The 22,628-nt window shown below is 63.0% G+C and carries 24 protein-coding genes and 1 tRNA gene; 10 read left to right on the forward strand and 15 right to left on the reverse strand.

Annotated elements, in window-relative coordinates:
* The first annotated feature begins 64 nt into the window (after positions 1-64).
* Together HGI47_RS00915 and HGI47_RS00920 are read left to right on the forward strand one after the other, a co-directional pair.
* Entirely contained in the window at positions 65-1,429 is a 1,365-nt protein-coding gene (locus HGI47_RS00915; RefSeq protein WP_168850898.1) for an O-antigen ligase, read from the forward strand.
* Positions 1,426-2,145 (forward strand): hypothetical protein, encoded by a 720-nt coding sequence (locus tag HGI47_RS00920; protein WP_168850899.1) that lies wholly within the window; start codon positions 1,426-1,428, stop codon positions 2,143-2,145. The genes HGI47_RS00915 and HGI47_RS00920 overlap by 4 nt, the downstream gene beginning before the upstream one ends.
* 11 nt (positions 2,146-2,156) lie before the next feature.
* Here the strand turns inward: HGI47_RS00920 and HGI47_RS00925 are convergent, their stop codons facing one another.
* From HGI47_RS00925 to HGI47_RS00940, 4 genes are read right to left on the reverse strand one after another with little or no spacing between them, the layout of a single operon-like run.
* Positions 2,157-2,708, reverse strand: coding sequence for an LptA/OstA family protein (locus tag HGI47_RS00925; RefSeq protein ID WP_168850900.1), 552 nt, complete (start codon positions 2,706-2,708; stop codon positions 2,157-2,159).
* Positions 2,709-2,746: 38 nt separating this feature from the next.
* The gene (gene lptC / locus HGI47_RS00930) at positions 2,747-3,391 is read right to left on the reverse strand and encodes an LPS export ABC transporter periplasmic protein LptC (RefSeq protein WP_168850901.1); all 645 of its coding nucleotides are present in this window, start codon (positions 3,389-3,391) and stop codon (positions 2,747-2,749) included.
* A gap of 25 nt (positions 3,392-3,416) precedes the next feature.
* Positions 3,417-4,034, reverse strand: a complete 618-nt coding sequence (locus HGI47_RS00935) for a ribonuclease D (protein ID WP_168850902.1) — start codon at positions 4,032-4,034, stop codon at positions 3,417-3,419.
* 56 nt (positions 4,035-4,090) lie between these two features.
* Positions 4,091-5,395: a UDP-glucose/GDP-mannose dehydrogenase family protein gene (locus HGI47_RS00940; protein ID WP_168850903.1), complete on the reverse strand. Its 1,305-nt coding sequence runs from the start codon at positions 5,393-5,395 to the stop codon at positions 4,091-4,093.
* 98 nt (positions 5,396-5,493) lie between these two features.
* On the opposite strand from HGI47_RS00940, the gene ung reads away from it, so the two are divergent.
* Complete coding sequence (gene ung / locus HGI47_RS00945) at positions 5,494-6,177, forward strand: uracil-DNA glycosylase (RefSeq protein WP_168850904.1); 684 nt, start codon at positions 5,494-5,496, stop codon at positions 6,175-6,177.
* A 51-nt stretch (positions 6,178-6,228) separates the two neighbouring features.
* On the opposite strand, the gene HGI47_RS00950 is transcribed toward ung, so the two are convergent.
* The 9 genes from HGI47_RS00950 to HGI47_RS00990 all read right to left on the reverse strand — a co-directional run bounded on the left by HGI47_RS00950 (position 6,229) and on the right by HGI47_RS00990 (position 14,111).
* Positions 6,229-6,642, reverse strand: a complete 414-nt coding sequence (locus HGI47_RS00950) for a DUF3035 domain-containing protein (protein WP_370521611.1) — start codon at positions 6,640-6,642, stop codon at positions 6,229-6,231.
* Positions 6,642-7,160: a signal peptidase II gene (lspA, locus tag HGI47_RS00955; protein WP_168850906.1), complete on the reverse strand. Its 519-nt coding sequence runs from the start codon at positions 7,158-7,160 to the stop codon at positions 6,642-6,644. The genes HGI47_RS00950 and lspA overlap by 1 nt, the downstream gene beginning before the upstream one ends.
* Entirely contained in the window at positions 7,160-10,027 is a 2,868-nt protein-coding gene (ileS, locus tag HGI47_RS00960) for an isoleucine--tRNA ligase (RefSeq protein ID WP_168850907.1), read from the reverse strand. Before ileS ends, lspA begins: the two co-directional genes overlap by 1 nt.
* Before the next feature lie 183 nt (positions 10,028-10,210).
* Positions 10,211-11,134, reverse strand: coding sequence for a bifunctional riboflavin kinase/FAD synthetase (locus tag HGI47_RS00965; protein ID WP_206065907.1), 924 nt, complete (start codon positions 11,132-11,134; stop codon positions 10,211-10,213).
* Positions 11,131-11,628, reverse strand: a complete 498-nt coding sequence (locus tag HGI47_RS00970; RefSeq protein ID WP_168850908.1) for a dihydrofolate reductase — start codon at positions 11,626-11,628, stop codon at positions 11,131-11,133. The genes HGI47_RS00965 and HGI47_RS00970 overlap by 4 nt, the downstream gene beginning before the upstream one ends.
* Positions 11,625-12,683, reverse strand: a complete 1,059-nt coding sequence (locus tag HGI47_RS00975; protein ID WP_168850909.1) for a 5-(carboxyamino)imidazole ribonucleotide synthase — start codon at positions 12,681-12,683, stop codon at positions 11,625-11,627. Before HGI47_RS00975 ends, HGI47_RS00970 begins: the two co-directional genes overlap by 4 nt.
* The gene (purE, locus tag HGI47_RS00980) at positions 12,683-13,168 is read right to left on the reverse strand and encodes a 5-(carboxyamino)imidazole ribonucleotide mutase (protein ID WP_168850910.1); all 486 of its coding nucleotides are present in this window, start codon (positions 13,166-13,168) and stop codon (positions 12,683-12,685) included. Before purE ends, HGI47_RS00975 begins: the two co-directional genes overlap by 1 nt.
* 30 nt (positions 13,169-13,198) lie before the next feature.
* Positions 13,199-13,885: a 2,3-diphosphoglycerate-dependent phosphoglycerate mutase gene (gpmA, locus tag HGI47_RS00985; protein ID WP_144904999.1), complete on the reverse strand. Its 687-nt coding sequence runs from the start codon at positions 13,883-13,885 to the stop codon at positions 13,199-13,201.
* Between the two features lie 46 nt (positions 13,886-13,931).
* Positions 13,932-14,111 carry a hypothetical protein gene (locus tag HGI47_RS00990; protein ID WP_168850911.1) on the reverse strand — a complete coding sequence of 60 codons (180 nt, stop codon included), beginning with the start codon at positions 14,109-14,111 and terminating at the stop codon, positions 13,932-13,934.
* A 144-nt stretch (positions 14,112-14,255) separates the two neighbouring features.
* Between HGI47_RS00990 and HGI47_RS00995 the strand changes: the two genes are divergently transcribed.
* Together HGI47_RS00995 and HGI47_RS01000 are read left to right on the forward strand one after the other, a co-directional pair.
* Positions 14,256-14,330: transfer RNA gene (locus tag HGI47_RS00995), tRNA-Thr, on the forward strand.
* 58 nt (positions 14,331-14,388) lie between these two features.
* Positions 14,389-15,420 (forward strand): PAS domain-containing protein, encoded by a 1,032-nt coding sequence (locus tag HGI47_RS01000; RefSeq protein WP_168850912.1) that lies wholly within the window; start codon positions 14,389-14,391, stop codon positions 15,418-15,420.
* Here HGI47_RS01000 and HGI47_RS01005 read toward each other — a convergent pair whose 3' ends face one another.
* On the reverse strand, positions 15,421-15,711 hold the full coding sequence (locus HGI47_RS01005) for a GNAT family N-acetyltransferase (protein WP_168850913.1): 291 nt from the start codon (positions 15,709-15,711) through the stop codon (positions 15,421-15,423).
* A 60-nt stretch (positions 15,712-15,771) separates the two neighbouring features.
* Between HGI47_RS01005 and HGI47_RS01010 the strand changes: the two genes are divergently transcribed.
* Together HGI47_RS01010 and HGI47_RS01015 are read left to right on the forward strand one after the other, a co-directional pair.
* Complete coding sequence (locus HGI47_RS01010; protein WP_168850914.1) at positions 15,772-16,788, forward strand: low specificity L-threonine aldolase; 1,017 nt, start codon at positions 15,772-15,774, stop codon at positions 16,786-16,788.
* Positions 16,785-17,708 (forward strand): DMT family transporter, encoded by a 924-nt coding sequence (locus tag HGI47_RS01015; RefSeq protein ID WP_168850915.1) that lies wholly within the window; start codon positions 16,785-16,787, stop codon positions 17,706-17,708. The genes HGI47_RS01010 and HGI47_RS01015 overlap by 4 nt, the downstream gene beginning before the upstream one ends.
* On the opposite strand, the gene HGI47_RS01020 is transcribed toward HGI47_RS01015, so the two are convergent.
* Positions 17,618-18,466 (reverse strand): SDR family NAD(P)-dependent oxidoreductase, encoded by an 849-nt coding sequence (locus tag HGI47_RS01020; RefSeq protein ID WP_168850916.1) that lies wholly within the window; start codon positions 18,464-18,466, stop codon positions 17,618-17,620. The genes HGI47_RS01015 and HGI47_RS01020 overlap by 91 nt on opposite strands.
* A gap of 56 nt (positions 18,467-18,522) precedes the next feature.
* Here HGI47_RS01020 and pepN point away from each other — a divergent pair, with 56 nt between their 5' ends.
* Genes pepN through HGI47_RS01035 form a run of 3 tightly spaced genes read left to right on the forward strand, consistent with a single transcriptional unit; the run spans position 18,523 to position 22,516 of the window.
* Positions 18,523-21,132, forward strand: coding sequence for an aminopeptidase N (pepN, locus tag HGI47_RS01025; protein WP_168850917.1), 2,610 nt, complete (start codon positions 18,523-18,525; stop codon positions 21,130-21,132).
* Positions 21,129-21,890, forward strand: coding sequence for a peptidoglycan editing factor PgeF (pgeF, locus tag HGI47_RS01030; protein ID WP_168850918.1), 762 nt, complete (start codon positions 21,129-21,131; stop codon positions 21,888-21,890). The genes pepN and pgeF overlap by 4 nt, the downstream gene beginning before the upstream one ends.
* The gene (locus tag HGI47_RS01035; protein ID WP_168851311.1) at positions 21,887-22,516 is read left to right on the forward strand and encodes a glutathione S-transferase; all 630 of its coding nucleotides are present in this window, start codon (positions 21,887-21,889) and stop codon (positions 22,514-22,516) included. Before pgeF ends, HGI47_RS01035 begins: the two co-directional genes overlap by 4 nt.
* Positions 22,517-22,628: the final 112 nt, after the last annotated feature.

Consider the following 22,628-nt stretch of genomic DNA (forward strand, 5'->3'; position numbering starts at 1 on the left):
TAGCGCTCACCCTACGATACGCGCCGGACTTGACCTTCCCGCGCAGCGGTTCAAACACCCAATCATGCATAAGAACCTCTCAATCATGCTTCTGGCAATCGTCGCCGCTGCTTGCCTGCTTGGCGGTGGCGGAGTCGGCTACGGATTGTCCAATCTCGTCGTGCAATTGATTGCCTTTGCCGTACTCGGCCTCAACGGCGATCTTGTCGGACGATTCATCACGCAAGGGCCACGCCCCCTCGTCGTATTGGTGATCCTGACGCTGGCGCTTCCTTTGCTGCAGCTCGTGCCGCTGCCTCCAGCGTTCTGGATGAGTTTGCCGGGACGGGATCTGGTGACAGAAGCGATAAAGTCTGTCAGCGAGCCGGGCTGGCGGTCGCTTACCGTCAACTCGTCCAGAACATTTGTCGCCTTCATCGGCCTTGTCGCACCATTGGCAGTGCTGATGGTGGGCCTGTTCGTTTCGGCCGAAGTTCGGCAGCGCATTGCCTTCACGTTCGTCACCGCAGGTGTCGCAAGCGTGCTGCTGGGTGTCGTTCAGGTCATGGGCAGTGACCAAGAAGGTCTGCTCTATCCCGAAAACCCGCTGCCCGGCGTGCTGTTTGGTTTCTTTGCTAACCGCAATTCGGAGGCTATATTTCTGGTATCCTGCCTCCTGCTGCTGATCGGGTGCTTTGCGCCACAGCGCGTGCTTTCGCCGCGCTGGATCGGCAAGTTTGCAACGGCAATCCTTATCGTCACCGGCGTCGTTCTCACCCAATCGCGCAGCGGCATTGCCCTACTGACCTTGCCCGCAGCCTTGTTTCTGCTGAAGGCCTATGCGCACCGTGGCCGCAGCAACGTCGGCTCCGGGGCGCTTCCACGGCCTGTGCAGTTCGGCGTGATCGCCGCTGCAATAACTGCACTAAGCCTTGGCGCCGTGACAGCGGTTCCCGGATCGCGGCTCGAAGCCGTGATGGCGCGGTTCGAACAGGATGGCGAACGCCGCCCCGAGATATGGGAAGACGCCCGTTTTTCGGCCGAGCGTTTCTGGCCAGCCGGTGCTGGCATGGGCACGTTCGACGAAGTTTTTCAGGTGGACGAATCGCTGGAACATATCAGCGCACGTCGCGCCGGGCGCGCGCACAACGAAGTTCTGGAACTTGCAATCGAAGCAGGGCCGATTGCCCTGCTTCTGGTTGCCGCATGGGCCATATGGGTTCTGCAAGCCGGCTGGGGCGCATTGCGTGACGAACAGCGGCGTTGGCCCGCCCTTGCGGGCATCGGCGTGTTGCTGGCGGCGGCGCTGCAATCGTTGCTCGAATTTCCGCTGCGCAATCAGACAATGCTTTGCCTCGCTGCTTTCGCTCTGGTCCTTATCGCGCCACCCATACTGACACGCAGGCCCACACCTTCATCATCACGCCATGACGGAGATCACGCAGCATGATGGGCAAACGTATCTCCAGCAGCATCTGGGCAGCCTTGATGGCGGTTCTCGCCATTGGCGCAGTCGGGGCGCAGGCTGATCGCGCGGTTCGGCGCCAGCCCGCACTTGCCCCCGTAGTGCCGCCCCTCTTCCGCAACTTCGCGCAATGGCAATTGACGATGAGCAGCGTGCGTTCGTCACCGCCCGCCACCGCATTTGCCGAAGCGCAGACGCTGATAGAACGCAGCCCGATTCCATCAGAAAGCTTTACGTTTCTCTCAGTGGCGTTGATACGGAACAACGATCAGAAGGCCGGCGGCCTCGCCATTCAGCGCGCGGCTCAACGCGGCTGGCGCGATCCGATTGCACAGCGAGCGATGTATGACATTGCCCTGTCGGCAGGCGACCATGCCGAAGCCGCGCACCGACTGGCTGCGCTCTATGGCCTGCAGGATTCGCAAGTCCCGCTCAAACCGATGACAGACAATCTGCTGATAACGCCGCAGGGACGCGCGGCGATGGCAGATTCACTCGTCAGCGGTGGTTATTGGACACGCGCTTTCATGCGTGGTGCGGTTTCAGGCTTCAGCCCGGATATTGCCACGACCGTCAGCACGGCATTGCGCCGTGGTGCAGAGATCGACTGCCGCACGGCCGCAGCCTTGAAAAAGCGCTATTTCGACAATGGCCTTGCTAAGGATGCGCCACCGTTCGACCGGTGTCGGAGGCGCACCTAATCGATCTGGCTCTATTGAGCCCGATTGCGGACCTTGAACGTTCCGGTCACACGCCCGCCATTGTTGGCCCCGCCACCGGACTTGCCATCCACACTGGACAGGCCTGAATCGAGATCTATCACCAGACGCCCGCCATTGAGCGTATCGGTTCCCCTGCGCAGCGCGACGTTGCCAGTCATGGTGATCACATTGCGGTTGAAGTCATAAACGGCCACATCGCCCCGCGCCTGTTCAGCCCCACGATTGACCTGAACCCCGCCAGTCGCATCGATACGATCGATCTTGATGTCGCCCGCGTCGCTATAAGCCACCGTCGTACGATTTGCCTTCAGGCGCAAGTCCGACTGGTTGATATCGACATTGCCCGAAAGCACGACGCGCTTGGCCTTGTCCTGCACTTCGATGCGATCAGCCGCATAGTTCACCGGGGCGTTGCTATCGTGGTTGGCGATGCCCTGCGCAGAGAGGTGCTGCGCGCCCGCAATCAGCGCCGCCGATCCGGCAAAGCCCAACGCGCCCCAGCGCAAGGGGCGGGCAGCACGGACGATTTCGAGCGTGGTCATGCGGGTCCGACGTTTCATGGTCAGGGGCCTTTTCAAGGTCAGGGCATCTTCATCTGGCCCGGCACCATGCGGAGGCGGGCGTTTCCATCAAGTGTCACAGTGCGCTCAGAAAGATCAGCGCTGATCCGGTTGGCAGAGAAGGTTCCAGCCGGAATACGGCCTTCCACCGGCCCCCTGCTTTGCAAACGCTTCTTGCCCAGATCGATATCGACGTTGGTTGCGGTCATCCGATAACCGTCAGACGTCTGAAAATTGATCGGCCCTACGATATCGACGATTTCCTTGCCGAAATCATAGGCCCCGTTGCCTGCTGTCAACTGCGCGGGGCCATCGTCGAGCATGATCCGTGCGGTAAGCTGGTCCAGTTCGATCAATGGGCGCGCCTTCGTGCGCTGAACGGCAGAACCAGCGGTGATCGAAAAGTTCCGCCCATCATCGTCCTGCCCGCGATACATCGCACTGGAAACCTTCATCCGGTCTTCCAGAATGGCAACCTTGCGCCGATCTAGCAAAAAACTGATTTCACCGCGCGGCGAAAGCGGCGCGATGATCATCACCGCCAGCATCGCGCCCACCGCCGCCGGCAAGCCGCGTGCCAGAACCTGCACAAGCCGGTCATGAAACCCTCCGGGCGCGGCAAAGCCGCGTCGCCGGGAACGGATCATGTCAGCCTGCACGGTCATCGGCTAAGCCTTGCGTCTGCCAACCTTAAGCGTGGCTGAAAATGTCTTGCTCTGCCCAACCGGCAAGGTCGAGCCGCGCACGCATCGGCAGAAAATCGAAGCACGCCTGCGCCATCGCCGTGCGCCCTTCACGTTCAAGCCGTTCGATCAGGATGGTGTGCATGGCGTGAAGATGGCGCACATCGGATGCGGCATATTCCTGCTGCGCGTCAGAGAGCACGGCACCGCCCCAGTCACTCGACTGCTGCTGTTTGGAAATCTCCTTGCCCAGCAGTTCGCGCACCAGATCCTTCAGCCCGTGGCGATCAGTATAGGTCCGCACCAGCTTTGACGCGATCTTGGTGCAGAATACCGGCGCAGCCACCACGCCCAGATAGTGCTCGATGGCGGCCAGATCGAAGCGGGCGAAGTGATAGAGCTTCACGCGCGCCGGATCACCCAGAACAGCCTTGAGATTGGGCGCGGCATAATCGCTTCCCGGTGAAAAGCGGACGAGATGCTCATCCCCCTCGCCATCGGAAATCTGGACCACGCACAGACGATCGCGCGGGGTGATCAACCCCATCGTTTCGGTGTCAACAGCGACCGGACCGGGCGCAAGAACGCCTTCGGGCAGGTCATTTTCATGAAAGAATACGGCCATGTCTGTCGCTTAGGCGGTCATGCCGGTGGCTGCAAGCGCAACCGCCTGCAACTCGGTCACACCCGTCCCACGCTGCTATATTCAAAGCCCGCTGCGCGCACCTCGGCGGGGTCGTACACATTGCGGAGATCGACCATGACCGCCGCGTTCATCAGCTTCTTGAGCCGCGCGAAATCAAGCGCGCGGAACGCATCCCATTCGGTCACCAGCGCAACCGCATCGGCACCTTCGACAGCGGCATAAGTGTTGCCGACCATGCGGACATCCGGCAGCAACGCGGCAGCCGCCTCCATGCCTTCAGGATCATAGGCCACGACCTCTGCCCCGGCATCAAGCAACGTCTGCACGATTGCGATGGATGGTGCATCGCGCATATCATCGGTGTTGGGCTTAAACGTGAGGCCGAGCAAAGCCACGCGCTTGCCCCGCGCATCGCCGCCCAGCGCCTCGATCACCTTGCGCCCCATCGCGCGCTTGCGGCTATCGTTGACCTTGACCACCGCTTCGACCAGCCGGACGGGGCTGTTGAAGTCCTCCGCGGTCTTGAGCAACGCCAGCGTATCCTTGGGAAAGCACGATCCGCCATATCCCGGCCCTGCGTGCAGGAACTTGCCCCCGATCCGCCCGTCAAGGCCGATGCCGCGTGCCACATCCTGTACGTCGCCGCCCACCTTCTCGCACAGGTCGGCCATTTCGTTGATGAAGGTGATCTTGGTGGCAAGGAAGGCATTGGCCGCGTACTTGATCAGTTCGCTGCTGCGGCGCGAGGTGAACAGGATCGGCGCACGGTTGAGGAACAGCGGGCGGTAGACCTCCTTCATCACGCCGCGCGCCCATTCGTCTTCCGCGCCGATCACGATGCGGTCGGGCCGCTTGAAATCACCGATGGCCGCGCCTTCGCGCAGGAATTCAGGGTTCGATACGACCGCGAACTGCACCTGCGTGCCGCTCTCGCGAATGATGCGCTCCACTTCATCACCCGTGCCGACCGGCACAGTGGACTTGGTGACGACCACAGTCGGCGTCTTGATACTGACAGCCAGTTCCTGCGCAACGGCGTGAACATAGCTCAGATCCGCGTGACCGTCGCCACGGCGCGAAGGCGTGCCCACGGCGATGAAAATCGCCTGCGCACCCTCGATCGCTTCGGTCAGATCGGTCGAAAACGAAAGCCGTCCGGCCTTGACGTTTGCGGCGACCAGTTCAGCTAGACCCGGCTCATAGATCGGCATTACGCCATCCAGCAGCCGCGAGATCTTGCTCTCGTCCTTGTCAATGCAGACCACATCGTGCCCGAAATCGGCAAAGCAGGCACCAGACACCAGCCCGACATAGCCTGAACCAACCATTGCGATCTTCATTCGAACACTCCGTACAGACCTGCGCTGTTAGCAAGCACCGCGCCATCCCGGAACCCTGCTTGCGAACGGCGCTCCTAAACGGCTAACCTTGCGGCAACATGACTGTATCCTCTTTGCCCGAAAGCTGGCGCCCCGCCCTGGAACCCATCCTGCAATCCCCGCCGCTGCGCGCGCTGGGAGGCTTCCTTCAGGCCGAAGAGGGCGCGGGCAAGGTGATCTATCCCCCGCGCGGCTCCCGCCTTGCGGCGCTGGAAATGACTCCGCTCGACGCGGTGCGCGTGGTCATTCTGGGGCAAGACCCATACCACGGACCGGGGCAGGCCCACGGCCTTGCCTTTTCGGTGCCGCAGGGCGTCAAGGTGCCGCCCAGCCTTGTGAACATCTACAAGGAACTGGAGGCAGACCTCGGCATTCGGCGCGCGCCCCACGGCAATCTCAACCATTGGGCGCAGCAGGGCGTTCTGCTGCTGAACAACGCGCTCACTGTCGAAGCAGCCAATGCCGGATCGCATCAAGGCAAAGGGTGGGAACTGTTCACAGATGCCGCGATCGAAGCTGTCGCCGCCCGGCCCGAACCAACCGTGTTCATACTGTGGGGAAGCCATGCCCAGAAGAAAGCGGCTCGCGTGGCCACACTGGCGAACGGTCCGCATCTGGTACTGAAAGCCCCACACCCCAGTCCGCTTTCGGCCTACAGCGGGTTCTTCGGCTCCCGACCGTTCAGCCAGGCCAATGCTTTTCTGGAAGCGAACGGGCGCGGCGCGATAGACTGGCGGGTCTGACGCAAAAAGCCCCGCCGGAGCGGGGCTTTCGGTAATTCGATAGCGGCTGGATCAGCCGGGGATCGAGGCCGAGGCGGCCTGCCCATCACCTTCAGGCGCGGCGAGGATATCGCGGACGACCTGGCCCTTGGCCACGGTCTGCGTGCCCGGATCGCCCACGGTGGAGCGGATCGAAGCGGCGGCGGTGCCGGAGCGGTTGAGGGCGTCCGTCTCAACGCTGGAACGCGCCGAGGGGCCACCGAACAGGGTTTCGAGCGTCTGCTTGCCGGTTTCCGAATCCTGCGGGCGCGGCGCGCCGGGGCTGGGCGGGGTGAGCGCGAAATCGGGTGGAACGACCAGCGGCGCGGCGCGGGTCACGGCCATTTCATCCGGGCGATCACGGTTGAACAGCGAGCCGCCGCCACCGCAAGCGGACAGAAGAGTCGCCGCCGAGACGACCAGAGCAAGGGCGGCAGCTTTACGCATCATGCATTCTCCGTGGCGGTATCGTCGCCGGTTTCATCAGGCTTTTCGCGCGATTTGAACGAGCGGGCAAGCAGTATCAGGACGCCGAAGGTGATCGCCACATCGGCAAGATTGAAGATCTGGAACGGGCGCCATTCACCGAGGTTGAAATCGGCATAGTCGATCACGTAACCAAAGGTCAGCCGGTCATAGATATTGCCGATGGCCCCGCCCAGCACGAGGCCGAGGCCAAGAATATCTCCCCGCTGCGTTTCGCGCAGCATCCACACCAGCACGCCGCACGCGATCAGCGCGGTCATGCCGATCAGGCCCCAGCGCATTTCCATCGTATCGGCGGTGAACATGCCGAACGAAACGCCGTAATTCTCGGCATAGCGCAGATCGAAGAACGGCAGCAGTTCGATCAGCCCACGTTCGCGCAGGGCCAGTGGGCCGACCATCACGGCTTTCACCACGCGGTCCACCACTGCGATCAGCAGCGCAAGGCCAAGGCCCTCAATGCGCGGACGGGTGAGCATCAGGCCGCAGCACCCGCATCGATTTCAGCCACCACGTCTTCGCAGCGCGCGCACAGCGCACCATCTTCCGTCACTTCGGGAAGCAGGCGCCAGCAACGGCCGCACTTGTGGTCGGTTGAGCGCCCAATTTCGAATTTTACGGGGTGAAGGCCGCGGGTTTCCGCGACAGTTTCCAAGCTCATTGCTTCTGGCTGTCCTTCGACAACCTTGAATCGAGAAACAATCGTAAGTTCAGCAAAGTCCACCGAGCCAAGGATAGCAGCCGTTTCTGAATTGTAGCTGACTCCGACGACTTCTGCCTCCAATGAAGATCCCAACGCCTTTTCCCGGCGCAACGGTTCGATGGCTTCATTCACCGTCTGGCGAAGCGCACGAAGTTCGGTCCAGCGGGCTTCGTCCACGGTAACCGCAGGCACGTCCGGCCATTCCAGCAGATGCACGCTGTCACTGCCCGGATAGCGCGACTGCCAAACTTCTTCCGCCGTGAACACCAGCACCGGCGCGCCATAGCGGACCAGCGCGTGGAACAGCGTGTCGAGCACGATGCGATAGGCCCGGCGCTTTGCGTCCGAAGGCGCATCGCAGTAGAGGCTGTCCTTGCGGATATCGAAGAAGAACGCCGAAAGGTCTTCGTTGCAGAAGTCGGTCAGCGCGCGGACATACGTGTTGTAGTCGAAGTCCTCGACAGCCTGCCGCAGCGTGGCGTCCAGCTTGCCCAGCAGGCCGAGCATGTACTGCTCCAGCTCGGGCATTTCCGCCACCGGCAGCCGCTCGTCCTCGGTAAAGCCTTCCAGCGCCCCCAGCAGGTAGCGATAGGTGTTGCGCAGCTTGCGGTACTGGTCGGCAACGCCCTGGAGGATCTCCTTGCCGATGCGGTGGTCCTCGGTGAAATCCACCGAGAGCGCCCAGAGCCGCAGAATATCCGCGCCGTAATCGCGCATCAGATCGATCGGGCTGATCGTGTTGCCGAGCGACTTGGACATCTTCATGCCCTTCTGGTCCATCGTGAACCCGTGCGTCAGCACCGCGTCATAAGGCGCCCGCCCGCGCGTGGCGCAGCTTTCCAGCAGCGAGGACTGGAACCAGCCGCGATGCTGGTCAGACCCTTCGAGGTAGAGATTGGCAGGCCACTGCAGGTCAGGCCAACGCCCCGATTCCAGCACGAAGGCATGGGTCGAGCCGCTGTCGAACCACACGTCAAGAATGTCGGTGACGCGCTCGTAATCCTCGAGCTTGTATTTATCGCCCAGATATTCCTGCGCGTGCTCCTCGTCCCACGCATCCACGCCGCCCGCCATGACGGCAGCGACGATGCGCGCGTTCACTTCCGGATCGTTGAGGTACTGCCCAGTCTTGCGATCGACGAACAGCGTGATCGGCACACCCCACGCGCGCTGGCGCGAAAGCACCCAGTCAGGACGGCCTTCGACCATCGCGCCGATGCGGTTGCGGCCCTTTTCGGGAACGAAGCGCGTGTCGGCGATGGCCTTGGTGGCCTTCTCGCGCAGGGTGCCGCCCTCGGCCTCGCGATCCATCGGCACGAACCACTGGGGCGTGCAGCGATAGATCACCTTGGCCTTGGAACGCCACGAATGCGGATAGGAATGCTTGTAATCGGCAGACGCCGCCAGCAATCCGCCCGCCTCGCGAAGATCCGAACAGATCGGACCATCGGGCGCGTTGAACTTGGGATTGATGACCGAGCCCTGCCCGCCGAGCCAGCCCCAGTCCTCACGATACTTGCCATCGCCCTGAACCGCGAAGACCGGCTCGATCCCGTACGCCTTGCACAGCGCAAAGTCGTCCTCGCCATGATCGGGAGCCATGTGGACAAGGCCCGTGCCGCTGTCGGTGGTGACGAAGTCGCCGGGCAGCATCGGACGCGGCTTGGCGAAAAACCCGCCGAGTGCATGCATCGGGTGGCGGCAGATGGTTCCGGCGAGGTCGGAGCCTTTGAACTGGTATGTTCTCGGATTGAAGTTGCTTTGCTCGAAGCCGACTCCAGTCCTTCGCTTAAATTCGTCTTGGAGATCGGACGCGACAAGGAACGAACATGAACCAAGCGGACCATCGGTCTGCATGAAAAGCGTATACTCAACCTCCGGCCCATAAGCCAAAGCCTGGTTCACCGGGATCGTCCACGGCGTCGTCGTCCAGATCACCGCATAAGCGCCGACCAGTTCGGCAATCGGCGACTCAACGATCTCGAACGCCACGTCGATCTGGGTCGAGACAATGTCCTCATACTCGACCTCCGCCTCAGCCAGCGCGGTCTTTTCGACCGGTGACCACATCACCGGCTTGGCCCCGCGATAGAGCTGGCCGCTTTCCGCAAACTTCAGCAGTTCGCGCACGATGGTGCCCTCGGCTTGGCTATCCATCGTCAGGTAGGGATTGTCCCAATCGCCATTGATGCCGAGGCGCTTCAATTGCTCGCGCTGCACGTCGACCCACTTCTGGGCATAAGCGCGGCATTCGGCGCGGAATTCGCGTGGCGGAACCTCGTCCTTGTTCTTCTTTTTCTTGCGGTACTCTTCCTCGACCTTCCATTCGATGGGCAGGCCGTGGCAGTCCCAGCCGGGCACATAGGGGGCGTCCTTGCCCAGCAGCGTCTGGGTGCGGCAGACCATGTCCTTCAGGATATGGTTCAGCGCATGGCCGATGTGCATGTCGCCATTGGCATAGGGCGGGCCGTCATGCAGGATGAACTTCTCGCGACCGGCGCGCGCCTCGCGCAGCTTCCGGTAAATCCCCTCGTCCTGCCAGCGCGAAAGAATGACCGGCTCCTTCTGGGGGAGGCCAGCCTTCATCGGGAAATCGGTCTTCGGCAGGAAGACGGTCGGTCGGAAGTCGCGTGGTTCAGTCATGACCGGCGGGCACTAGAGCAATTGCGCGCGTTGGGGAAGTCTCTGGCGGAGCATTGCCCACCCCGCTGCAACTAGGTTCGCGACGCTCTCCAAGTCTCGCGGCCCTCCCGCCTGCCGGAGGGCAAGAACAGGTCTTTCAACTCCCCTCCCGCAGGCGGGAGGGGTTGGGGGTGGGCAAGAGCGCTACGCCAGCAACTCGCGCGCTCGTTCGCAGTCCCTCTCCATCTGCGCCACCAGCGCATCGAGGCCATCGAACTTCGCTTCTGGCCGCAGGAAATGGTGGAAGGCCACTTCAATTTCCTGCCCGTAGAGATCGCCCGAAAAATCGAAGAAGTGCGGCTCGAGCAGTTCCTTGGGCGGATCGAAGGTCGGGCGAATACCCAGATTGGCGGCGCCTTTCACCAAGCGACCATCCGGCAAACGTCCCGTCACCGCATAGATGCCATAGCGCGGGCGCAGGTACATGCCGATGTCGAGGTTGGCGGTGGGGAAGTTGATCGTGCGCCCCAGCTTGTCGCCATGCTGCACCATGCCCCGGATCGCGAATGGCCGCGTCAGCAGCTTCGTCGCCGTTTCGCAATCGCCCGACTTCAACGCATCGCGAATGCGGCTTGACGAGACGACCTCGCCCTCCCGCGTGACCGGCCCCACCGCGCGCGCGGTTAGACCGAAACGCGGACCATCCTCCCGCAGCACCTGTGCATTGCCGCTGCGGCCCTTGCCGAAGGTGAAGTCCTCACCCGTCACCACGCCCACGGCACCCAGATGCCCGACCAGCCCTGCCTCGATCCATTCGAGCGCGGTCATCCCGGCCACGTCCGCACCGAAGTGGATCACCAGCATGGCATCGGCCCCGGCTGCGGCGAAGAGTTCCTGCCGCTGGTCCAGCGTGGTCAGGCGGAACGGCTCGGCATCAGGCTTGAAATGGCGCACGGGGTGAGGATCAAACGTGGCGACGATGGCCGGACGGCCTTCGGCCCTGGCCCAGCGGATCGCCTCACCCACCACGGCCTGATGCCCGAGGTGAAACCCATCGAAATTGCCCAGCGCCACGATACCGCCACGAAGGGCTTGCGGCACAGGTTGCAGGCTGTCGAGACGGATCATGCGCCAGCCTTGGCGTAAGTGACGAAATCGAAAGCGGGTCTGCCAGACTCAGCCTGATGCACGTCGCGCGAAACCTCTATCCACTCCGATCCGAGCGGCTCCAACACGGTATCGCCCTCGAACGTCCCGTGTACTTCGGTCAATTCAACGCGTTCGGCAAGGGGCATGAACAGGCGATAGATCTCCGCCCCGCCAACGACGGCGATCTCGCCCTCTCCCGCCAGCGCCAGCGCCTGCTCGACGCTCGTTGCCACTTCCGCCCCCTCGGCGCTCCACCGGCCATCGCGCGTCAGCACGATATGGCGGCGACCGGGCAGCAGGCCCGGCAGGCTCTCAAAGGTCTTGCGGCCCATGATCATGGGCTTGTTCATGGTCAGCGCCTTGAACCGCTTCAGGTCCGCAGGCAGGCGCCACGGCAGGGCATTGTCCTTGCCGATCACGCCGTTGGTGGCGCGGGCATAGATCAGGAAAAGTCCGGGACGGACTGCGCTCACAGCACCAGCCGCGTCACGTGGCCCATCTTGCGTCCGGGCCGTACCGCCGCCTTGCCATAAAGATGCAGGTGGTTGGCGGGGTCGGAAAGGATCGCGGGCCAGTCGTGCGCATCGTCGCCGATCAGGTTGTCCATGACCACGCCCTTCGCTGCCAGCGCGGTCGATCCCAACGGCAGTCCGCAGATCGCGCGGACGTGGTTCTCGAACTGGCTGGTGAGCGCCCCTTCGATGGTCCAGTGTCCGGAATTATGCACGCGCGGGGCCATCTCGTTGAATACCGGACCGTCCGCCGTCGCGAAGAACTCCAGCGTCAGCACGCCGACATAGCCCAGCGCATCGGCCACTTTCGCCGCCAACGCCCGCGCCTCTTCCACCTGCGCCACGATCACAGGCGATGCCGGCACGGTCGAGCGATCGAGAATGCCGCCCTTGTGCACGTTCTCGGCGCTGTCCCAGAAGCGCACTTCGCCCGCTTGCGTGCGCACGAGGATCACCGAGAACTCTGCCTCGAAGGTCACGAACCCTTCGTAGATCAGCGGCTTGCCCGGAAGCTCCACCGCCTCGGCATCGGACGGCTGCATGATCCGCCACTGGCCCTTGCCGTCATAGCCATCGCGCCGCGTCTTGAGGATGCCCGGCGCGCCGATGCTCGCCACCGCCGCGCGCAGATCATCCATCGAATCGACCGTGGCCCAGGGCGCAGGCCGGCCGCCCAGCGCTTCGACGAACGACTTCTCGTTCACCCGATCCTGCGCCACTTCCAGCGCCTTGGCCGGTGGATGGAGCGGCGCATGGGCCGTCACCGCCGCCAGAGGCGCAGCAGCCACGTTCTCGAACTCGTAAGTCACGACAGCGCACTGTGCAGCAAACGCCGCGAGCGCCGCCTCGTCGTCGTACTCGCCCTGCGTGAAGGCCGCGCAGACGTCGGCGGCAATCGAATCCGCTTCCGGCGCATAGACGTGGCAGCGATAACCGAGGTTCGCCGCCGCCAGCGCGATCATCCGGCCAAGCTGGCCGCCACCGAGGATGCCGATCGTCTCGCCGGGAGGGATCATCAGACCGGCTTCTCCGCCACCGATTCGGTCTGCGCGGTGCGGAAGGCGATCAGCCGCTCGGCCAGCGCTTCGTCCGACGTCGCCAGGATCGATGCGGCCAGAATACCCGCATTGGTCGCGCCCGGAACGCCGATGGCCAGCGTCGCCACTGGAATGCCGCCTGGCATCTGCACGATCGACAGCAGCGAATCCATGCCCTTCAGCGCCTTGGATTCCACCGGCACGCCAAGCACCGGCAGGTGCGTCATCGAGGCGACCATGCCCGGCAGATGCGCCGCACCGCCCGCGCCTGCGATCACCACCTTGAAGCCTTCGAGGTGCGCGCCCTTGGCAAAGCTCATCAGCCGATCCGGCGTGCGATGCGCCGAGACGATGCGGCAATCGTGCGCCACGCCCAGCTTTTCCAGCACGGCCGAGGCGTTCTTCATCGTCTCCCAATCGGACTGGCTGCCCATGACGATGGCGACTTGCGGCTTTTCAGACATCTCCCCTGCCCCCTTCAGGCCAACGGGCGCTCAGCGCTCCGAAAGGTAGTAGCGTTCCACTTCGGCGAGGTTGTCGTCGAGTTCGTAAACGATCGGCTGCCCGGTCGGAATCTCGAGCCCCGTGATGTCCTCGTCCGAAATGCCCGACAGGTGCTTGACCAGCGCGCGAAGCGAATTGCCATGGGCAGAGACGATCACCGTCTCTCCGGCGCGCAACGCAGGCGCGATCTTTTCTTCCCAGCACGGCAGCACGCGCGCGATGGTGTCCTTGAGGCTTTCGGTCGAAGGCACCGCGATCCCGGCATAGCGCGGGTCCGAAGCCAGATCGAACTCGCTGCCCGCTTCCAGCACCGGCGGCGGCACGTCAAAGCTGCGGCGCCACACCTTGACCTGATCTTCGCCATGCTTGGCCGCGGTCTCGGCCTTGTCGAGCCCGGTCAGGCCGCCATAGTGCCGCTCGTTCAGGCGCCAGTCCTTGTCTTCCTGCACCCACAGCCGTCCGGCCGCTTCCAGCGCCAGATGCAGCGTCTTGATCGCGCGGGTCTGCAGCGAAGTGAAGGCCAGCGTCGGCAGCACGCCCTTGTCCTTGAGCAGCTTGCCTGCCGCGAAAGCTTCGGCCGCACCCTTCTCGGTCACGTCAACGTCCCACCAGCCGGTGAAGCGGTTTTCGAGGTTCCACTGCGACTGGCCGTGGCGAATCAGGATCAGGCGGGGCATCGGGGCATCCTGTAGCTGACTGAAATATGGAACCGCGCCCCTAGCGTCAGGAGGCCGGATTGGAAAGCCCGGTTTCCAGCGAATCAGGCGATTCGGCTTCGCCGCCCGCATCACCATCTGTGCCTGCGCCCATCGCCCGCGCCTGCGCCTTGCGCCGCTTCAGGTTCTCGCGCAGGCGGGCGGCTAGCCGTTCCTCGCGGCTCAACGGGGGTTTTGCGTCGCTCATGCGGGCTTGATTGCAGGGATACGGCATTTACCGCAAGGCCCTCAGGAACAGTCGCTTGACAAAGGCCCATGCCCCCGTCATTAGCGCGCCCCTGCCCACCCCGCCGGTTCGTCGGCGCAATTGGTGGCCAAGCGGAAATGGTGTGCTGCTGTAGCTCAGTGGTAGAGCGCATCCTTGGTAAGGCTGAGGTCGGGAGTTCAATCCTCCCCAGCAGCACCATTTCCGGAAACCTTGTTTCCAGTTCTGGCTTCCATATCTGGAACTTTTGCCAGAAACGGTGCTTATAGACCCGTCTTCTTGGGGACGATTTGCCCATGCAGGGGTGGGGTCTTTTATGCTGTCCAAAGCAGAACTTTCTCCGGAAAGCCTTTCGCACGTAATCGAACAAAGCACCGACTGCGTGAAGCTTGTCGGCCCTGACGGTTCATTACTGTGGATGAATCCCAACGGGCTTTGCGCGATGGAGATTGATGATTTCACCGCGCTAGGTGGCAAAGAATGGGCATCGCTCTGGCCAGAAGATGCACAGCCGATGATCCGTTCCGCACTGGCCGAAGCCAGCGCCGGTGGCGTCAAGCGGCTTGAGGCGTTTTGTCCTACTGCCAAAGGCTCGCCTCGCTGGTGGGAAGTAAGCGTATCAGCAGTGCGTGGCCCTGACGGTGTTCATGCTGGCTTTATTTCCGTCTCGCGCGACGTAAGCCAACTCCACGCCGACCGTGAAGCGCTCAAGATTCTTCTTTCGGAAATGCGCCATCGGCTCAAGAACAGCTTTGCAATGGTCTGTGCAATGCTTCGCACGGTAGCGCGTGGTCACCCGGCGAACACGGAGTTCGCCACCGACATGATTGCCCGCATTTCAGCACTGGCAATGGCTCAGACCTTGTTTGACGGTGAAGCCGAAGAAACCGACCTTTATACGCTGCTGTCCACGCTCATCTCGCCCTTCCGTGAAAGCGACGCTTCACACGTTGAGCTTGATTGCGATGGAAACTATGAAATTTCCCGGCGGGAGGCAGACGTCATTTCGTTGGTTATCGGGGAACTTACAGTCAACTCGACCAAACACGGTGCAATCGGCAGCGGCGGCACAATCACATTGAGTGCCCGAGCAGTCGATATTGGTGGGAGCGGGCGACATGTGATCGTGTGGCAGGAGCAATCCGATGTTGCCGTCAAGGCAACGTCTCGGTCTGGCGGCCAAGGCCTGAACCTGATCGAACGAATCTGCGCAGCGCGCGGCGGCGTGTTCGAGATAGATTGGCAGGGAAGCGGATTGGTCGCCACACTGTCTTTGCCAAGAAGTGCCTGATCAGGCCCGCAAGTCAGCCCAATCCGGGTGCCGCCGGAACGCAGCTTCCACATAGCTGCACTGTGGCACGATCCTGAAACCGAACTTGCGCGCATCAGTAACAAGCGCCTTGACCAGTTCGGCAGCCACGCCGCGTCCGCCGATCTCGGTGGGCACCAGCGTATGGTCGGCCACCACCACATCGCCGTTCCGCTGATAGGTCAGCCTACCGATGGCTTCGCTTCCCTCCACCTTTGCATGATATTCCCCGCGTGCGCCCTGATCGAGATGGGTGATGGCGATATCCGACATTTTGATTGGCCTCTTGTGACTGCTTGACCCGAAACGCGCAGGCCCACATTGCGGTTTCCGATGAAGTTCTTCTCCGACAACGCCGCCGCCGTCCACCCCCGCGTATGGGAAGCGATGCACGCCGCCGATGCGCCCGATTCGGGTTATGACGGCGATGCCCTGTCCCGCCGCATGGACGATGCCTTTTCCGATCTGTTCGGCACCGAATGCACCGCGCTGTGGGTTGCGACCGGCACGGCGGCCAATTGCCTTGCGCTGGCCGCGATGGTGCCACCCCACGGCGGTGTGCTGTGCCACCGCGAGGCGCATATCGAGATGGACGAAGGCGGCGCGCCCGGCTTCTTTACCCACGGCGCAAAGCTGATGCTGGCCGATGGCGAAGGTGCAAAGCTGACGCCGCAATCCATCGAACGGGTGATCGACCCGATCCGCAACGATGTACATCAAGTGCAGCCCCATGCAATTTCGATCACGCAGGCCACCGAATACGGGCGGGTCTACAGCCCCGAAGAAGTCGCCCGCATCGGATCGGTGGCCCAAGGTCGCGGGCTTGGCCTGCATATGGATGGGGCGCGCTTTGCCAATGCTGTGGCGCATCTGGGCTGCCACCCGGCGGAAGTGACCGCGCAGGCAGGCGTTGATGCGTTGACGTTCGGCTGCGTGAAAAACGGCGGGATGAATGCCGAAGCGCTGGTGTTCTTCGACATGGAACTGGCCGACGTGGTGCGTTACCGCCGCAAGCGGGCCGGGCACCTCCAATCGAAAGGCCGCTACCTTGCCGCGCAGGTGCTGGCGATGATCGAAGGCGATCTGTGGCTGGGCAACGCCCGCACAGCCAACGCCGCCGCGCAGGAAATCGCCGCCGCCTGTGGTGAAAGACTGTTTCACCCGGTAGAAGCCAACGAACTTTTCGTGGTCCTCTCCCCCGCCGAACAGGGCACGCTACGTTCGCAAGGCTTCGATTTTTACGATTGGACCGCCCCCGAAGGCGCCCCCGGCGCAGCGCGTTTCGTCACCGCTTGGAACAGCGACCCAGCCCACGTTTCCGCGCTCGCCAAGGCCATCGCCGCATTATGAGCGCGCCAGAATTTCCGGGACAAGCCAGATTCTGGCAGCTCAGCGTTGCCGGGCCGTTTATCCTTGTCGCGCTGATTTGGGGTTCGACCTGGCTGGTCATCAAAGACCAGATCGGCAGCGTGCCGCCAAGCTGGTCTGTCACATGGCGCTTTACCGCCGGAGCCATCGGCATGGCTGCGCTGGCGCTGTTCCGGCGCGAATCCTTGCGGATTTCGGTCAAGGGGCTGCAAATGGCCGCATTGTTGGGCCTGTTGCAATTCGTGATGAACTTCCAGTTCGTCTATCGGGCGGAGCATCACCTGACATCCGGCATTGTTGCGGTGTTCTTTGCGCTGCTGGTCGTGCCCAACGCGCTGCTGGCATGGGCCGTGCTGAAACAGCCCGTGACGCGCGGCTTCCTGATCGGATCGACGGTGGCAGGCGCAGGCATCGCGCTGCTGCTGCTGCATGAATACCGCATGGCCCCGCCTGAAGGCCAAGTGTTGACCGGCATTGCGCTGACCGCCGCAGCACTGTGCAGCGCTTCGTGCGCGAACGTGCTGCAAGCCGGCCCCACGGCACGGACCTTGCCGATGGTGCCAATGCTGACATGGGCCATGCTGATCGGCGCACTGATCGACGGCGCTTTCGCATGGGCGGTGGAAGGCCCGCCGCAGTTCGATACGCGCCCCGGCTATGTGTTCGGTGTGCTCTATCTTGGCCTGATCGGATCGGTTGTCACGTTTCCGCTCTATTTCCGCCTGTTGCAGCGCCTTGGCGCAGGTCGCGGGGCCTATAACGGGGTGCTGGTGCCAGTGATTGCCATGCTGCTGTCCACCCTTTTCGAAGGCTATCGCTGGTCAGTGTTGGCCGTTGCGGGATCGGCACTGGCGATGCTCGGCCTTGTGCTGGCGCTCAAGGCACGCAGCCCTTCGCGATAAGTGGGGAAGGCAGGCTTCCACCCCAGCAAACGCTTGGCCTTGCCATTGGCCACGCGCCGGTTCTCGGCATAGAAGGCCAGCGCCATAGGCGATAGCTGCGCCTCCTCCAGCGACTGCATCGGTGGCGGCTCTTGCCCCAGCAGCCGCGCTGCTTCCTCGATCACCGCGTTCTGGCTGCACGGCTGATCGTCGGCCAGATTGTAGACCCCCGGCGGCCCATTGAACGCGGCGAACACCCCGCTGGCAATGTCGCCCACATGCACGCGGCTGAACACCTGATCGGGAATGGCGATGCGATGTGCCTTGCCATCCTTCACGCGATCCAACGCGCTGCGCCCCGGCCCATAGATTCCCGGCAGGCGGAACACCCGCACTTGGTCGGCAAGCGCCTGCCAGTCGGCATCGGCCTGCGTCCGCGCTGATCGTCGCCCGTTGCCCACCGGCGCGCTTTCATCCACCCAAGCGCCACCTGCATCGCCATAGACGCCGGTTGATGAAAGATAGCCGATCCATTTCGCGCCGCTGTTCGCAATCGCCGCGCCATAAGTTTGCAGCACCGGATCACCGCCTTCGCGCAAGGGCGGCACGGATGACAGCACATGCGTCGCCTCGGCCAGTGCAGCCTGTACCGCTGCCCTGTCGGCAAAGGCGAAATCCCCGGTGCTTCCAGTCCCACCTACCGTCCAGCCCTGCGCCCGCAGCCGCCCTGCCACCACTTGCGCGGTGTAGCCCATTCCGAAGATCAGCATATTTCCCATCGTTTGGACCATAACCGCGATTGCCGCGCCGCGCACGGGTTCCTAAGTTCACCTGCATGAACGATCTCTCCGGCACGCCCGTTATCGCCCCTACAGTCATTCACCGCGCGGACTATCGGCCGCCCGAATGGCTCGTGCCCGAAATCGCGCTGGATTTCGCGCTCTCGCTCAACGCCACGCGCGTGCAGGCAACGCTGAAGGTTGCCAAAAATCCCGCCGGAACCGGCACCACGCACCTGCGCCTCAATGGCGATGCGCTGAAAGCCAAGGCCGTGACCGTTGATGGCCATGCCCATAACGATTGGCACATGGACGGCGCGGATCTGGTCATCGCCCTGCCCGGCGATGCACATGATGTGGGCATCGAAACCCTGATCGATCCCGCCGCAAACACCCAGCTTTCTGGCCTTTACGCCTCAAACGGCCTACTCTGCACCCAGTGCGAGGCTGAAGGCTTCCGCCGCATCACCTTCTTCCCCGACCGACCCGATGTGCTTTCGGTCTATTCCGTGCGGATGAGCGGCGACAAGGCGCAGTTCCCCGTGCTGCTTTCCAACGGCAACCCGGTGGCTTCGGGCGACAATGGCGATGGCACGCATTGGGCCGAATGGCACGATCCTTGGCCCAAGCCTTCGTACCTTTTCGCCTTGGTGGCGGGCGAACTGGTGGCCAACCGCGATAGCTTCACCACCCAATCGGGCCGCAAGGTGAATCTCGCGATTCTGGTGCGCCCCGGCGACGAAAGCCGCACCGACCATGCCATGCGCTCGCTCATCGCGTCGATGCAGTGGGACGAACAGGTCTATGGTCGCGAATACGATCTCGATGATTTCAACATCGTGGCGGTCAGCGATTTCAACGCGGGCGCGATGGAGAACAAGGGCCTCAACGTCTTCAACACGCGCTATATTCTGGCCGACCCCGAAACCGCCACCGACGGCGATTACGATGCAATTGAAGGCGTGGTTGCGCACGAATACTTCCACAACTGGTCGGGCAACCGTGTGACCTGCCGCGACTGGTTCCAGCTTTCGCTGAAGGAAGGCTTCACAGTGCTGCGCGACCAGCAGTTCAGCGCGGATCGGGGATCGCCCCCAGTCAAGAGGATCGAGGATGTGCGTGTGCTGCGCGCGGTCCAGTTCCCTGAGGATTCCGGCCCGCTGGCCCACCCGATCCGCCCCGATTCCTATCAGGAAATCAGCAACTTCTACACTGCCACCGTCTATAACAAGGGTGCCGAAGTCATCCGCATGATGACTGTGCTGGCAGGCATGGAGCGCTTCCTCAAAGGCACCACGCTCTATTTCGACCGGCACGATGGCGAAGCGGCGACCTGCGAGGACTTCGTAAAAGCCATCGAGGATGGCGCGGGGCTGGACCTCGCGCAGTTCCGCCGCTGGTACGAACAGGCGGGCACCCCCAAGGTCACCGTCACGATGGCGCTTGAAGGCACCACGCTGACGCTTACCCTCGCGCAAAGCATGGCTCCCACTCCCGGCCAGCCGCTCAAGCAGCCGATGGTCATCCCGCTGCGCACCGCCTTGTTCGACCGCGCGACGGCTGCGCATCGGGGCGAGGAATTGCTGGTGCTGACGCAAGCGGAGCAGACCTTCACCTTTGAAGGTTTCGATGCGCTTCCCGTCCTCTCGATCAATCGCGGCTTCTCCGCGCCCGTTGAGGTGATCGCGCCGGTCACCACCGAAGACCTCGTGTTCCTTGCGCGGCACGATGACGATCCCTTCGCCCGCTACGAAGCGATGCAGCAGTTGATCGTGCGCTATCTGGTGGGCGCGGTGGCAGGCACGCTGGACGACCGTGATGCTGCGCGCGATGCCATCGGCGCGGCGATGGGGGCCATCCTTGATGATACCGCGCTCGACGATCTGATGCGCGGCGAACTGCTGATCCTGCCGGGTGAAGCCTACCTTGCCGAACAGCTCACCCGCGCCGATCCCACGCGCATATTTGCCGAACGCGAAAGTCTGAAGCGCTGGCTGGGCGAGGTGCTGAAGGCAAAGTGGCTTTCGCTGCACGACCGCTGCTCTGCGGTGACCTACAGCCTCGAAGCCGCCGCACGCGGCGCGCGCAAGTGCAAGACGCAAGCGCTGGTCTACCTTGCCGCCGCCGATCCGGCAGAGGCCGCGCGCCGGGCCAAGGCGCAATACGATGCCGCCACTAACATGACCGACCGCCAGGGCGCGCTGATGGTGCTGTGCAGCCTCGATTGCCCTGAACGCGAAGCCGCGCTGGCCGATTTCCACGCGCGGTTCGAAGGCAATATGCTCGTCACCGACAAGTGGTTCTCGCTGCAGGCCGGATCGCTGAACCCCAAAGTCACCGAACACGTCAAAGCCTTGGGCGACCACCCCGATTTCACCATGACCAACCCCAACCGCGTCCGCGCGCTGTGGATGGCCTTTGCTGCCAATGCCCAAGCTTTCCACCGCGAAGGGGGTGAAGGCTACCGCCTGATCGCGGACCTGATCCTCAGGTTAGACCCGATCAACGGCAATGTCGCCGCGCGCTTCGTGCCCTACCTTGGCCGCTGGAAGAAGGTCGACGAAAGCCGCGCCGCGCTGATGCGCGCGGAACTGGAACGGGTCGCCGCCGAACCCAGCCTGTCGCGCGATGTGCGCGAGCAGGTGAGCAAGAGCTTGGAAGCGTGAGCGTCGAAGCGCTGACTCACCCTCTGCTGAGGGGGGCCGCGCATGGCTTCCTGGGCCGCAAGGGCGGGGTTAGCACGGGTGACCTTGCCGGGCTGAACGTCAGTTATAGTGAGGATGACCCGGCACTCACGTCCGAGAACCGTGTCCGCGCGGTTGAAGCCGTGCTGCCCGGCGGCACCTTGCTGACCTGCTATCAGATCCACTCGCCCGATGTGGTGACGGTGGCTGAGCCTTGGACCGATGCCGACCGACCCAAGGCCGATGCGCTGGTCACCAACCGCCCCGGCATCGTCCTTGGCGTGCTGACGGCAGACTGCGCGCCGGTGCTGTTCTATGATGCAACAGCCGGCGTCGTCGGCGCGGCGCACGCGGGCTGGAAAGGCGCGTTCACCGGCGTGACAGACGCCACCATCGCGGCGATGGAAGCACTCGGTGCAAGCCGCGCGAACATCGCTGCGGTCGTCGGCCCCTGCATCGCGCAAAAAAGCTATGAAGTGGATGCCGCATTCGAAGCGCGATTCTTTGAACAAGCGTCCGAAAACGAACGCTTCTTCCGTGCCGGGCGTGAAGGCCATGTGTGGTTCGACCTCGAAGGCTATGTCGCGTCACGCCTGCGCGATGCTAGCCTTGCCAAAGTGGGGATGCTGGGTGAGGACACTTATGCGCAGGAAGATCGCTTCTATTCGTTTCGCCGCGCCACGCATCGCAAGGAGCCGGGTTATGGTCGGCAAATCTCGCTGATCGGCCTTCCCGCCTGAACGCGCCGCCCATCCTCTACAGCTTCCGCCGCTGTCCCTACGCCATGCGCGCGCGGCTGGCGGTGGCGGTGAGTGGGACGCAAGTAGAACTGCGCGAAGTAAAGCTCTCAGCCAAACCCGCCGAAATGCTCAGCGCTTCACCCAAAGGCACGGTCCCAGTGCTTGTCCTGCCCGATGGCACGGTGATCGACGAAAGCCTCGACGTGATGCGCTGGGCGCTTGCCCTGAACGACCCCGAACACTGGCTGAAATGCACTGACGATGCGCTGATCGCGCGCAACGACGGCCCGTTCAAGCACGATCTGGATCGCTACAAGTATCCCGAACGCCACGGCAGCGATGCAATGGCCCACCGCACGTCGGGCCTCGCCTTTCTCCACGAACTCGACACCCGCCTTGCCGGGCAGGGCCAGCTTTGCGGGGCCACGCGCGGGCTTACCGACATGGCAATCATGCCTTTCGTCCGCCAGTTCGCCGCCGTCGATCCCGCATGGTTCGCAGGGCAGCCGCTGCCGCATCTCCAGCGCTGGCTGGCGGGGCACCTTGCATCCGATCTCTTCGCAGCCGTGATGGCAAAGTTTGCGCCGTGGAAGCCGGGTGATGCGCAGGTGCTCTTCCCTACTTGAATCGCCGCTCGAGCGGTCTGCCATACGAAACCACCACTTCGGTTCGTCGCAACCCCCGCCCGGCTAACCCGCAGAATTACGGACTCGATGAACCACGTTCATCCGATAGAAA

Origin of the sequence: Novosphingobium sp. ERN07, from assembly GCF_012641335.1 — a bacterium.
GTDB lineage: Bacteria > Pseudomonadota > Alphaproteobacteria > Sphingomonadales > Sphingomonadaceae > Novosphingobium.